At 67.8% G+C, this 13,048-nt stretch carries 13 protein-coding genes; 4 read left to right on the top strand and 9 right to left on the bottom strand.

Translation table 11 applies throughout. From position 1 onward, the window contains the following. Nucleotides 1-328: 328 nt before the first annotated feature. From tyrS to ACWZHB_RS06150, 6 genes are all read right to left on the bottom strand, one after another. Complete coding sequence (gene tyrS / locus ACWZHB_RS06175) at nt 329-1,615, bottom strand: tyrosine--tRNA ligase (protein ID WP_427906954.1); 1,287 nt, start codon at nt 1,613-1,615, stop codon at nt 329-331. A 28-nt stretch (nt 1,616-1,643) separates the two neighbouring features. After that, the gene (locus ACWZHB_RS06170; RefSeq protein WP_427906953.1) at nt 1,644-2,492 is read right to left on the bottom strand and encodes an alpha/beta hydrolase; all 849 of its coding nucleotides are present in this window, start codon (nt 2,490-2,492) and stop codon (nt 1,644-1,646) included. Nucleotides 2,493-2,694: 202 nt separating this feature from the next. Beyond that, nucleotides 2,695-3,120: a DoxX family protein gene (locus ACWZHB_RS06165; protein WP_427906952.1), complete on the bottom strand. Its 426-nt coding sequence runs from the start codon at nt 3,118-3,120 to the stop codon at nt 2,695-2,697. 110 nt (nt 3,121-3,230) lie between these two features. Beyond that, nucleotides 3,231-3,854 (bottom strand): DNA-3-methyladenine glycosylase, encoded by a 624-nt coding sequence (locus ACWZHB_RS06160; RefSeq protein WP_427906951.1) that lies wholly within the window; start codon nt 3,852-3,854, stop codon nt 3,231-3,233. 89 nt (nt 3,855-3,943) lie between these two features. After that, nucleotides 3,944-4,834, bottom strand: a complete 891-nt coding sequence (locus ACWZHB_RS06155; RefSeq protein WP_427906950.1) for an RNA polymerase sigma-70 factor — start codon at nt 4,832-4,834, stop codon at nt 3,944-3,946. A 72-nt stretch (nt 4,835-4,906) separates the two neighbouring features. Further along, nucleotides 4,907-6,085 carry an NAD(P)/FAD-dependent oxidoreductase gene (locus ACWZHB_RS06150; protein ID WP_427906949.1) on the bottom strand — a complete coding sequence of 393 codons (1,179 nt, stop codon included), beginning with the start codon at nt 6,083-6,085 and terminating at the stop codon, nt 4,907-4,909. Nucleotides 6,086-6,272: 187 nt separating this feature from the next. Here ACWZHB_RS06150 and ACWZHB_RS06145 point away from each other — a divergent pair, with 187 nt between their 5' ends. The 4 genes from ACWZHB_RS06145 to ACWZHB_RS06130 are packed head-to-tail and all read left to right on the top strand — an operon-like array spanning nt 6,273 to nt 10,008. Continuing rightward, a complete protein-coding gene (locus tag ACWZHB_RS06145; RefSeq protein ID WP_427906948.1) occupies nt 6,273-7,847 on the top strand; it encodes a multicopper oxidase family protein in 1,575 nt (524 codons plus the stop codon). 12 nt (nt 7,848-7,859) lie between these two features. After that, nucleotides 7,860-8,594, top strand: coding sequence for an ABC transporter ATP-binding protein (locus tag ACWZHB_RS06140; RefSeq protein WP_427906947.1), 735 nt, complete (start codon nt 7,860-7,862; stop codon nt 8,592-8,594). Continuing rightward, nucleotides 8,591-9,352, top strand: a complete 762-nt coding sequence (locus tag ACWZHB_RS06135; protein WP_427906946.1) for an ABC transporter permease — start codon at nt 8,591-8,593, stop codon at nt 9,350-9,352. Before ACWZHB_RS06140 ends, ACWZHB_RS06135 begins: the two co-directional genes overlap by 4 nt. Nucleotides 9,353-9,372: 20 nt before the next feature. Continuing rightward, nucleotides 9,373-10,008: a TetR/AcrR family transcriptional regulator gene (locus ACWZHB_RS06130; protein WP_427906945.1), complete on the top strand. Its 636-nt coding sequence runs from the start codon at nt 9,373-9,375 to the stop codon at nt 10,006-10,008. Nucleotides 10,009-10,080: 72 nt separating this feature from the next. Here the strand turns inward: ACWZHB_RS06130 and ACWZHB_RS06125 are convergent, their stop codons facing one another. From ACWZHB_RS06125 to ACWZHB_RS06115, 3 genes are read right to left on the bottom strand one after another with little or no spacing between them, the layout of a single operon-like run. Continuing rightward, nucleotides 10,081-10,305 carry a Trm112 family protein gene (locus ACWZHB_RS06125; RefSeq protein ID WP_427906944.1) on the bottom strand — a complete coding sequence of 75 codons (225 nt, stop codon included), beginning with the start codon at nt 10,303-10,305 and terminating at the stop codon, nt 10,081-10,083. Between the two features lie 4 nt (nt 10,306-10,309). Then, on the bottom strand, nt 10,310-10,753 hold the full coding sequence (locus ACWZHB_RS06120) for a GtrA family protein (RefSeq protein WP_427906943.1): 444 nt from the start codon (nt 10,751-10,753) through the stop codon (nt 10,310-10,312). After that, on the bottom strand, nt 10,750-12,990 hold the full coding sequence (locus tag ACWZHB_RS06115) for a hypothetical protein (RefSeq protein ID WP_427909096.1): 2,241 nt from the start codon (nt 12,988-12,990) through the stop codon (nt 10,750-10,752). Before ACWZHB_RS06115 ends, ACWZHB_RS06120 begins: the two co-directional genes overlap by 4 nt. Nucleotides 12,991-13,048: the final 58 nt, after the last annotated feature.

Genomic DNA, 13,048 nt, shown 5'->3' with positions numbered 1-13,048 from the left:
GCACTGACATTCATCGACACACTATTGAGTTCTCAAAGAACACACGCACCAGCAGATCACTGAATCTCTTCAGATCTTCCGCTGGGCAACTGTTCCAGCCTAACCTCACTCCCAGGCGATGTCAATCGTTACCCTGGTCACTTGATCTTGGCCTGTCAGGCGCTCCCCGGTTTGTGTCCGTGTCGCTCTGACTTCCAATAAGTTACGCGCCGGATAACGCCGCGTCAAATCGCCTGAACAACACCGCATTCCCGCAGGTCACGGCGGTGCGCTCAGCCGCTGCGCCGGCCTGAATCACACGCATGTGACTCAGGCCTCCGCAACGTTGTCAGGCTATCCGATGTACGCCCGCCATGTTCTTCTTTCCGCGTCGCAGCACCAGCCACTCACCGTGCAGGTAGTCGGCATCGGACGGAGTCCATTCGACGTCGCTGACCCGCTCGTTGTTCACCGACGCACCGCCTTCGTTGACTACTCGACGGGCCGCGCCCTTGCTCTCGCACAGGCCCGACGCGACGAGCAAGTCGACGATCGTGTTCGGTTCACCCGGCACCACCTCGGCGACCTTGCCGTCGACCGCGGCTTCGCGCAGCGCGGCGCCGAGCGTGGACAACGGAAGTTCGCCGAGCTCACCGCGACCGAACAGGGCATGGCTGGCCAGTTCCGCCGCGCGGGTCTCGGCCTCACCGTGCACCAGCGTGGTCATCTCCGCGGCCAGGCGCTTCTGTGCCTCGCGCGCGAACGGACGCTCCACCGTCGCCTGCTCGAGCTCGTCGAGTTCTTCGCGGCTCAGGAAGGTGAACCAGCGCAGGTAGCGCACGACATCGGCGTCGGCGGTGTTCACGAAGTACTGGTACCAGGCGTAGGGGCTGGTCAGTTCGGGGTCGAGCCACAGGCTGCCGCCGCCGGTGGACTTGCCGAACTTCTTGCCGTCGGCCGAGGTCACCAGCGGCACGGTGAGCGCGTGCACGTGCGCGCCGTCGACGCGCCGGTTCAGTTCGACGCCTGCGATGATGTTGCCCCACTGATCGGAGCCACCGACCTGCAGCGTGCAGCCGTGCGCGCGCCGCAGCTGCACGTAGTCGTTGGCCTGCAGCAGCATATAGCTGAATTCGGTGTAGGAGATGCCGTCGCCTTCGAGCCGCCGTTTGACGGTGTCGCGAGCGAGCATGACGTTCACCGAGAAGTGCTTGCCGACATCGCGCAGGAAGTCGACAGTCGACAGCGGGCCGGTCCAGTCCATGTTGTTGACGATGACCGCACCGGTCGGCGACTCGTCGAGATCGACGAACCGCTCGAGCTGGCCCCGGATGCGCTGTGCCCACTCGGCGACGGTGTCGGTCGAGTTCATGGTGCGTTCACCCACGTCACGTGGGTCGCCGATCATGCCGGTCGCGCCGCCGGCGAGCACGATCGGCCGATGCCCGGCCAGCTGGAAGCGCTTGAGCGCGAGCAGCGGGACGAGGTGGCCGGCGTGCAGGCTGGCGGCGGTCGGGTCGAAGCCGGCATAGAGCGTCAGGGGCGCGGCGGCCGCGGCGGCGCGCAGCTCGTCCAGGTCGGTGGACTGCGCGATCAGGCCGCGCCAGGTCAGTTCGTCGAAGATGTCGCCGGTCACGCTGACCCATCTTTCCGCATGCGGTCGGTCAGTCGTGTGCGCGGGTTATCCAGGCGAGCAGATCGGCTTCGACCTCGTCCCGATTGGTTTCGTTCAGCACTTCGTGGCGGGCGTCCGCGTAGACCTGGTAGGTCAGGTCGTTCAGGCCCGCGTCGCGATAGCGCCGCACGAGCAGGTCGGACAGGCGGAGCTTGTCGTTGAGCGGGTCTTTGTCGCCGACCATCACGTAGATCGGCAGGTCGGCGCGCACGGTGCTCGGATCGGACAGCCGCGTCTGGGCGTTGGCGGCGAGCAGGCCCATGTTGGCGTCGTCGATGGCGAAACCGCACCAGGGGTCAGCGTTGTAGGCGTCGACCTGGGCTTCGTCGCGGCTGATCCAGTCGGCGTCGGTGCGGGTGGGCTGGAATTCGGCGTTGAAGAAGCCGATCAGGTCACCGCCCGCGGCCGCGATCTCGCCGAACAGGCCGTCGACAGCGGTGGTGCCACTCAGGACGACCTGGTCGACGAGGCCGGAGTGGTCGAGCAGGTACTGCTGCACGGCGAACGAGCCGAGGCTGTGGCCGATCAGGGTGACGGGCAAGCCGGGATGACGTTCGCGCAGGATCTCGGTCAGGGCGACTTCGTCGGCGACGAGCAGGTTCCAGCCGTCGGGGCCGAGGTCACCCGGCACGGGACCCATGCTGAGTCCGTGACCACGGTGGTCGTCGGCATAGACCGCGAACCCGAGGCCCGCGAGCCGTTCGGCGAGGTGACCGTAGCGGTTGGAATGTTCGCCCATGCCGTGCGCGATCTGCACGACGCCGCGCGGCTCGGTCTCGGTGGGGAGCCAGCTCCGCACGTGGATCGTGCTGCCGTCGCTGCTGGGGAAAGTGAACACGGGCGCTCCTGCTCATACGGGCTAGACGTGGTCTTCGATCGTCGCACCTCGGAGGGATTCGCCCTATTGGATTCGCAGACGAGATCGGCTGGATGATCTTGGCTCCGCAGCCGAACACCGCGCACCGATCGACCATCTCGGCACGCCGATGATCGCCGGAACCCTCGGGGCTCCGGCGATCGTCAGCGTGTCGAGTCGTGGCTCATCGCACCAGCGCGGCGATGGTGGCGCGGCGTTCGTAGGCGATCCAGGCGAAGATCGCGGCCAGCACCAGCGGGAAGATCGCCATCGCGGGCTTGTCGGCGATGAAGGCCTGCGTCGCGGCGGCGAGCACGGTGAGCACGGAAAGGCCGACGGCGGCCAGGCCGGACAGGCGCGGCACCATCAGGCCGATACCGCCCGCCACCTCCACGACTCCGATGAAGATGAGCAGCGCGAGGGGGATGGTCAGGTTCGCGGGGGCGTTGTCCATCAGGGTGTTCGGGATGACGAGTTTCGGTCCGCCCGAAGCGATGACGAAGAACAGGCCGAGCACGACCTGCAGGGTCCACAGGACGCGGTTGCGGATCTTGCCGGGGCGGTAGGTGGCGGTGCCGGAGAAGTGTGCGGTGTGGGTCGCGGTGGTCATGGTTTCGTCCTTCGGTCGGTCGCACTGGGTCGGTAGCGCGTTCAACAGATAGGACGGCGCCTCGCCCGCGAACTCATCGCTGTCGGCGAGGTCATTTCGCAAAAGCGGTGCTACGCCGTCGGCTCGGCCGCTCGGGGGCTGCGACGGTAGACCGAGACGGCGGGCGAGGCCGGTAGCCAGAAACGCCAGGGGATCTCGGCGGCGAGGCTGACGCCGACTCGCGGGCCCGCGGCGATCTCGGACGGTGCAACGGGCGGATTCAGTTCCAGGCGCAGCGCGGAGAAGGGGTCGAAGAGTTCGGTTCCGTAGTCGGACAGGCTGATACCGAGTGCGCTGCCGACATTGCCCGGTCCTCGCGCGAGGTCGACGTCCTTGCGGGCGGCGGGCCTGCGTTCGCGCGCGATGTCGATGCCATCGACTACTTCCGCCGCGCGAACGAGCACCGCACCGGCCTCACCGTCGTAACCACCGGTCACGTTGACACACAGGTGGATTCCGTAGGAGCGATAGACGTAGAGGCGTCCGGCCGGGCCGAACATCACCGCGTTGCGGGCCGTCGGGCCTGGCCACGAGTGCGCGGCCGGATCAGGCCATGGGCCGCCGGGGTCGCTGCCGTATGCCTCGACTTCCACGATGCGCAGCGCCACCGGGCCCGACCACAGGATCGCGCCGAGCAGTCTGCGCGCGGCGCTCGGCGGATCGACGGCCAATTCCTGGGCGGACACAGTCGCCATTGTCTCCTACTGGCGCGGGCGATTGCGGGACCGGCCTCGGCGCGCTCGCCGCCACCGAGTTCGAGCGCGGTCCGGTAGCCGATGGCCGCTCAGCCGAGCAGGCCAGTGCCCTGGTGGAGCCCCGCCAGTTTGGCCGGGTTCACCTGGAATCGCAGGTTCTGGATGTAGCCGTCGACCAGATCGAAAGTGAAGGCGGCGCCGGGGTTTCCGGCGAAGGACGCCAGTGCGCCGAGCTCGCCGTTGATGTCGGCGGCGCTGAGTTCGAAACCCGCCGACGACGGTTTGGCCAGGACGCCGAGGATCCAGCGGGCGACATGGTCGGGGCCGTGCAGGGGACGGCGCGCGGCGGTGACCACGCCGCCGCCGTCGGACCAGCACGTGACGTCAGGGGCGAGCAGGTCCATCAGGGCGTTGAGGTCTCCGCCCGCGCATGCGGCCATGAACTGGGCGGTGACCTGGGCACGAGCGGATTTGTCGGTGTCGAATCGTGGACGGCGGGACTGGACGTGGTTCTTCGCGCGACGCGCGATCTGACGCACACTCGCCTCGGGGCGGTCGAGGGCTTCGGCGATCTCGGCATGCGAGTAGCCGAACACTTCACGCAGCAGGAACACCGCGCGTTCGACGGGCGTGAGGGTTTCCAGCACGACGAGCATGGCGGTGGAGACGGTGTCGGCCAATTCGGTGTCCTCGGCGATGTCGGGCGAGGTCAGCACCGGCTCGGGCAGCCAAGGGCCGACATAGCTTTCGCGGGTCGCGCGGGCGGAGGTGAGACGGTTGAGCGAGAGATTGGTGACGGTGCGGACCAGGTAGGCCTTGGGATGGGTCACCGTGGCATGGTCGGTGTCGTTCCACCTCAGCCAGGTGTCCTGCAGGACGTCCTCGGCGTCGGTGACCGTACCGAGCATGCGGTAGGCGGTCGCGAACAGCAGGCGACGATGTTCGAGGAACGGATCCTGATCGGGCCGAGGACCTACCATGTCGCACGCTCCGTCACTGTGGCGAATCGGTGGGAGCCGAGGTGGACCGGCGCCCGCTCGGCGGCGAATCACTCACGCGACAGCGCGAGTGACCTTGCCACCCTTGGACAATTGCACGTTCATTGTCATCTTCTTGCTGGCCTTGAAGGTCGGAACCGGGCTGCTGCTGACCAGCTCCTTGTAGATGCGCGCGGCCCAGCCGGTGAGGTAGAGGCGGCGCGGGGTGTCGTCGGCGTCGGTGAACTGGATGACGCCGTCGCGGCGGCCGAGGCTGACGGGCTGGTGGAAGTACCCGAAGCGGAACGGCCGCACCTTCTTGCCGCGTAGTTCGGCGGCGATCGCGTCGGCGGTGTAGGCGGCGGTGGGTAGGCCACTCTGGCAGGTGCCGTGCACCTGACCCCACGCCTGGCGGACGGCGGCCGCGTCACCGATGGCGTGAATCATGGGGTGCGACACCGACTTCAGCGTCGGATCGACGACGATGAGGCCACGTGCGTCGGTCTCGATACCCGCCTCGGCGGCCAGCGGCGAGACCCGCACGCCGGTCGTCCACAGGGTCAGGTCGGCGCCGATCACCTTGCCGTCGGCAAGTTCGACCGCGCCGGGCCGCACGGTGGCGACGCGCACACCGAGCTCGCGAACGATGCCGAGCCGGTCCAGTGCCTTGTTCAGGTGCGCGCGGGCCTTGTCACCCATCATCGCGCCGGGCTCCCCCGAGCTGATCAAGGTGACGCGCAGACCGGGGTGGCTTTCCGCGATCTCGGTCGCGGCTTCGATGCCGGTGAGGCCACCACCGCAGATCGCAACGCAAGCACCCTGGGCGGCGAAAGTGGCCAATTCACTGGCGAATTCGTGGGCGAGGCGCGGGTCGTCGAGCGTGTGGGCATGTTCGGCTACGCCGGGAACCAGGGTGGTCTCGGCGGTACTGCCGAGGGCGTAGATCAGTTCGTCGTAGGCGAGTTCGCCGGCACCGGCTACGTGGACGCGCTGAGCGGCGGTGTCGATCGCGGTGACCCAGCCCTGCACGAATTCGACGCCGGTGCCGTCGAGGATTTGCGGGATGTCGTGGTGGGCGAGTTCCTGACCGGCGGCGATCTGGTGCATCCGCAGCCGCTCGGTGAAGCGGGCCGACGGGTTGACCAGGGTGATCGCCACATCCAGCTTCCTGGTGCGCCGGGCGAGGCGGATCGCGGCCAGCATGCCGGTGTAGCCGGCGCCGAGGACGACGATGCGGTGCGTGGTGGTGGTCATTGCGGCACTCCTTGTCGGTGGGATGTTCATGGGACAAAGCAGCCCGCCGAAACGTGACAACTCGAATGGTGATCCACATCACGCCTTGCCGACCTGGGGGAAACCCTGAAATCCACGACCAGGAATCAGGGGCGAACCGGGAACGCTCCCCGATGTGACGCGTCATTCGCGTCCCTACCGTCGAGGCATGGCTTCTCCCCTGCGTCGGCTGCGTCGCATTCTGCTCGGCGCGTGCGTCCTCGTCGTCACCCTTGTCATCGCGATCGCGGGCAGTGTGGCGTGGACATGGACCAGCGCCGATGTCTCCACGGTCGGCACCACGGAATTCACTCAGCCACTGCGCATTCCGCCCGTCGCCGATTCGACGGTCGATGCCACCGGCACCCGGGTGTTCTCGCTTGATATGCGGACCGGGACAACGGAGTTCGAGCCCGGGCGGGCCACCGAGACCTGGGGTTTCAACGGCAGCTATCTCGGGCCCACCGTGCGCGCGGCCCGTGGCGAACGCGTGCGGGTCCAGGTGCGCAACCAACTCCCCGAGGCGTCGACGGTGCACTGGCACGGCATGCACCTGCCCGCCGCCATGGACGGCGGACCACACCAGATGGTCGACCCCGGCGCGTCGTGGACGCCGGAATGGACTGTGGCCCAACCGGCTTCGACCCTCTGGTATCACCCCCATCCACACGGTGCGACCGAGGACCACGTGCGGCGCGGCCTGGCGGGCATGTTCCTGATCGACGACGCGCCGAGCGCGCGACTGCCGCTGCCGCACACCTACGGCGTGGACGACATTCCGGTGATCGTGCAGGACATGCGCTTGCGCGACAGCCGCCTCGACGGCACGCACGCGATCTTCCGCGATATCGGCTTCCTCGGCGACCGCACCATGGTCAACGGCACCCGGTCCCCCTACCAGGAGGTCGGTGACGAACTGATGCGGTTGCGCCTGCTCAACGCCTCGACCGCACGGATCTACACCTTCGCCTTCGACGACGCCCGTCCGTTCGCGATGATCGGTTCCGACGGCGGCCTGCTCGAACGCCCCACCACCCTCGATCGCGTCCGGCTCTCACCCGGCGAGCGCGCGGAGATCGTGGTGCGGATGAAGCCCGGTGAGCGCACCGTGCTGCGCAGCGAGAAGCTCGAGGCGGGGCTCGACTTCTGGTCCGGCCGGTTCTCGGGCGCTGACGACACGTTCGATGTGCTCGAACTGCGCGCCGCGCCGACGCTGCGCCCGTCCGCCGCACTGCCGCAAACCCTTGTGCCGCCGTCGATTCCCGACGGCACCGACTCGGTCGCCGAGCGCCGGTTCGACCTGACCCTGGCCGGTATCAACGGCAAGCGTATGGACATGAGCCGCATCGACACCACCGTCACCCGAGGCACCACCGAGACCTGGGTTGTGCGCAACGTCGACGGCATGCCGCACAACTTTCATGTCCACGATGTGCAGTTCCGGGTGCTCGACTACGACGGTGCCCCGCCCCCGCCCGAGCTCACCAGCGCCAAGGACACCATCTTCCTCCCACCGAATACGGCGGCGACGCTGGCCCTGCGCTTCGACGGGCCCGCCGATCCGACGACGCCGTACATGTATCACTGCCACCTGCTGTGGCACGAGGATGTCGGGATGATGGGCCAGTTCACCGTCGTCGAACCAGGTCAGCAGGCCGCGACACCCCCGGGACACGCCCACTGGCCTTGCCACATCGACGCTATCGCGCTAAATTCATCACGTAGTGAATTCAACACTCGATGAATTGAGGCGACCATGTCGCACACCGCACCGCCGCCGATCGCCGTCCAGGTCGCGGACCTGACCGTCAAGCGCGGCAAACGCACCGTCCTGCACGGCCTCACCCTGGACATCCCGCGCGGCTCGATCACCGGCCTGCTCGGCCCGTCGGGCTGCGGGAAGACCACCCTGCTGCGCAGCATCGTGGGCACCCAGCTGGTGGAATCGGGCACCGTCACCGTCCTAGGGCAGCCGGCGGGGAGCGCCGGGCTGCGCCGGCGGGTCGGCTACGTCACCCAGGCGCCGAGCATCTACGCCGATATCAGCGTCCGCGACAATGTGGCCTACTACGCCGCGCTCTACGGACGCGACCGTGACGACACCGAATCCGCGCTCGTCGCAGTCGGTTTGGCCGATCACGCGGATCAGCTCGGCGATCAGCTCTCGGGTGGGCAGAAGACCAGGGCATCGCTTGCCTGCGCGCTCGTCGGCAAGCCGGAACTCCTGGTGCTCGACGAACCGACGGTCGGCCTGGACCCGGTGTTGCGGGTGGAGTTGTGGAAGCAGTTCCGCGAATTGGCCGCGGCGGGAACGACTTTGCTGGTGTCGAGTCACGTGATGGACGAGGCCGAACACTGCGACAAGCTGCTGCTGATGCGCGAGGGCAACCTGCTCGCCCAGCTCAGCCCCGACGAACTGCGCGAGCGCACCGACGAACAGAACCTCGAGGCCGCTTTCCTGACCTTGATCACGATGGGAGAGCACGCATGACCACTCTGCGTCCCTATACCGCCACTACCGGCCGGATCCTTCGCCAACTGCGCAACGATCACCGCACCGTCGCGATGATCCTGGTGGTGCCCGCCCTGCTGATGACGTTGCTGTACTTCATCTATCAGGACGCACCGCGCCCGCCGCACGCCCCGCTGACAATGTTCGACCGGGTCGGCATCACGATGCTCGGGATCCTGCCGTTCATCGTGATGTTCCTGATCACCGCGATCGCGATGCAGCGCGAACGCACCTCGGGAACCCTCGAACGGCTGCTCACCACGCCGCTGAGCAAGCTCGATCTGCTCGCCGGGTACGGCAGTGCGTTCTCCCTCGCCGCCGCCGCGCAAGCCGCGGTCGCGTGCGTGGTCGCGTTTTGGCTGCTCGGGTTGAGCGCCGCGGGCAGTCCGGGCTGGGTCATGCTGATCGCGATGGTCGACGCGGTGTGCGGCGTCGGGCTCGGCCTGCTGGCCAGCGCGTTCGCGCGCACCGAGTTCCAGGCCGTGCAGTTCATGCCGGTGATCGTGGCACCGCAGATCTTCCTGTGCGGGCTGCTGGTTCCCCGCGACCGGCTGCCCGGCTGGCTCGAGGCGATCAGCAATGTGATGCCGTTGAGTTACGCGGTGGACGCGCTGCAGCAGGTGTCGATCCACGCGGAGCCGACGGGCACGATGTGGCGCGATATCGCCGTCGTCGCCGGATTCGCGGTAGTGGCGCTCGGCCTGGCGGCGGCTACTCTGCGTCGACGCACACCGTAGTACCAAGGAGAGGATCGAAGATGAGTGACGGCGAATCCGGTTCCGGCGCAGCGAAATCCGGGCGCACCGGGCGCAGGCCGGGCAATGCCGACACCAAGCTGGCGATCCTCGACGCCGCGCGGGTCCGCTTCGCCGGCGCCGGGTTCGACAAGACCTCGATCCGCGCGATCGCGGCCGATGCCGATGTCGACCCGGCGCTGGTGCACCACTATTTCGGCAACAAACAGCAGCTGTTCGCGGCCGCGGTGGACTTCCCGGTCGACCCGGACGCCACCCTGGGCGCCGTCGACGCCGCCCCGCTCGACCAGCTCGGGCAGACCATCGTGCGCGCGGTCGTCACGGTATGGGACTCCCCCGCCGGACCCGGCATCGTGGCCATGGTTCGCAGCATCTTCGCGGGCGGCGATCAGAATCTCGCGCGCTCGTTCCTGCTTCAGGTCGTACTGGAGCGGGTCCGCGTGCGCATCGCCACCGCGGAGGACGACGGTCGGGCCAGGGTCGCGCTGGCCGCGTCCCAGATGGTCGGGGTACTGACAGCCCGCAAGATCATCGCGCTGGAACCGCTGGCCTCGATGCCGATCGATGCCGTGGTCGATGCCGTGGGTCCGGCCGTCCAGCGCTATCTGACCGGTGACATCGATACCGGCAGTTGGTGATTCAGCGCGACGTCACCCGCGCGATGGCCGGTGGCACATCGCGCAGGAACGCCAGTGGACCACGTGGGCCGATCAGGATTCGGCGACGAAGAATTCGTGTTCGGCGTCGCTGACGTCGCGGGCCTCGTCGATCAACAGCACCGGGATGCCGTTGTCGATCGGGTAGGCGCGCCGCAGACGCGGGTTGTAGAGCACGCTCACATCGGCTTCGGTGCGCACCAGCTGCAGCGGGCCCTTGTCCTGGGGGCAGGCCAGCAGGCTGAGCAGGGTTGCGTCGATGGTGGATTCGTGCGCCATGTGCCTAACCTACCCGCGCCCGCCGGAACGAGATGTAGCGGTGTCCGAAGAAGCTGAGCACCGCGACCAGACCCATGACGATCACCGAGGTGGGCGTGGCGGGGAATCCGAGGACGGTGACCGCGAGTTCCACCAGGATCACGTTGAGCACCATGCCGCCCGCGTTGACCCCGCAGAACGCGAGGAAGTCGCGTAGGAGGTGGCCGTGGACCCGGAACACCAGCGTGCGATGCAGCACGAACGCGACCACCGTGCTCACCGCGTAGGCGGCGACAACAGCCAAGCCGGGCCTGCCGTCGCCGAGCACATGCAGCCAGAACACGACCAGCGCCATGCCGAGCAGCGTGTTGAAACCGCCGACGATCGCGAACGCCAGCTCCTGACGTTTCACGATCCGCAGCAGCGGACCTGGGGTCTCGAGCACACCGCCGACCGCCTCGGTCGTCATCGCACCGCGTCCGCGAGCGCGGCGTCGTCATCGGCGATCGACTCCGCCGCCGGCGCGTCGCGCTCCTCGTCATCGGGCTTGCGTCCGCGCACGTACAGCCACTGGAACACTGCGAGTCCGAGCAGTCCGAGGCCGATCGCGGCGCCACCGATCTTCCAGCCCGGCGGCCGCCAGGTCAGCTCGAGATCGCCGTTCTTCGTCCCCGCCGGAATGTCGACGGCGACGAAACTCTTCGCGACGACCTTGAACGGGATGTCCTTGCCGTCCAGACTTACCCGGTAACCCGGCCAGCCCAGCCGCGCGAACACCACGCTGCCACCGGCCTCGGAGCTCACGGTGACCCGGCTCGTCGTATCGCTCTCGGCGGTCGAGACCGCGGTCGCGTCCTTGACCGCCGAGATCCGGCCGTTGCGGGTGGAGATCAGCCCGTCCTCGCGTTCGAGGACCGAGATGTAGTTCTCGTGGCCGGGGTAGTCGACCCATTTCCACCCCGCGGGCGCGGGCTCGGTACGGGCGGCGGGGTAGAGCGCGCGTTGCAGGACCACCCGGTCGATGTTCATCAGGTCGACGACGGTTTTGCCCGTCGACGGCTCGACCGCGAACGCGCGGCGGTAGGCGTCCGGGCACACGCTGGTGTCCCAGCGCATGCAGAGCATGTCGCCGAACCAGAAATGGCCGTTCGGGGTGTAGCCGCTGACATAGGTGCGCTCGATGTCCTTGGCGTAGTTGCCGAACACCAGCGAGCCGTAGGCGCCGTCGAGGGTGCGCTCCCCCGGCTGGATGAGTGCGCGATCGCCGAGCTGCAGCGTGGTCCCCGCGAACTCCGGGAACGCCGCGCGCGCCGCGGCCCGGTCGCTGGGCAGATTCCAGCTCATCGGCGTCGGCTGCGCCCGCTCCACCTGCACATAGGCGATCGGGGACACCGCGATGATCGCCAGCGCGACCGCCGCCGAGATCCCCTTGTTCACCGCCAGCCACACCAGCGCGGCCCCGAGCGCCGCGATGGCCAGCGCGGCGATCACATGCGCGATCCAGTTGTGCGGGTCGGCCGAGAACGACCGCACCCACAGCAGTCCGATCAGCACCGCCGCCGCGATCCCCCGCGCACGCCAGTCCTTGAAGGTCGCGAACCGCCCGAGCAGCACACACACCAGCAGCAGCAGGCCGAGCGCCACCATCGGCAGCACCCGGGCGGGCCAGCGCAGCGGGCCGATCGTGCCGGGACCGGCCGTCCACATCAGCGCCGCGATCGCGAACAGGCCGATCCCGCTGAGCTCGCGCCAGGCCGCGCGCGCTTTGCCCCAGTCGATGAACGCCAGGGCCGGAATCAGGAACCAGGCGATGTAGACCACCGGCAGCGGCTGCACGTAACCCCACCACGAGGTGAAGGCGGGCAGGGTCGAGGGCAGGCTCGCGTTCAGCGATTCCGACCACGGCACGGTGAGGAACATGTCGTTGTTGATCTGGGCGGTGCCACGCCAGGTGACCTTCGCCGACAGCATGCTCGGCAGGTAGGTCGCCGCGCCTGCCAGCGCCGCCAAGCCGGCGACCATCAGCAGTTTCAGTGACGGGCGCCAGGTCCGCTGGTAGATCAGCTCACCGACCGCGACCGCACCGATCATCAGACCGGCCTCCACCGCCGGGAAAATGTACTGCACCGAAATCGCCAGGTAGAGATACACGAACACCGGGATCGGCCCGCCGCGACCACGCGAGTAACGAACGCCCGAAGCCCACGCGTGCACCATCCACGCGGTGCCGGTGAAGGCAGTCATCCAGCTGGCCTCGTCGAAGAACAGCAGCCAACCGGTGAACGGGATCGAGACACCGGCCAGCGCAGCCCACTGCACGCGCGAGCCGTAGGCCAGGCAGATCCGATACACGCCGAGGCCGAGGATGATCGCGAAGATCAGCTTCACCACGGTCGCGTACAACACCAGGTTGTCCACCGAGGGTGCGATCAGATCGATCAGCAGCTGCGGCGGATTCAGCAGGCCCGCTTCCTCGATCGCGTAGTTTCCGGCCATCCAGTGCTCGGGCACCATCACCGGCAGATCACCGTTGCGCAGCCGGTTACCGAGCATCACCCACAGTGGGACGTACTGGGATTCGGTGTCGTCGGTATAGAAATGCCGCACGTTGGCGAGGAGAACCGCACCATAGCCCGCGATCACTCCGAGGGAGGTGATCAAGCCCCAGATATAGACGGAACGACGGGACGGGGTTCTACTTTCCACCACGAGGAACAGACCCTACAGGCACAAGCCCCGACTGGCACCGTCGCACAGCGGGATC

It is taken from the genome of Nocardia sp. FBN12 (assembly GCF_054031145.1).
Note: the sequence above shows the minus strand (reverse complement) of the source record. Positions and strands in the feature narration are given on the sequence as shown.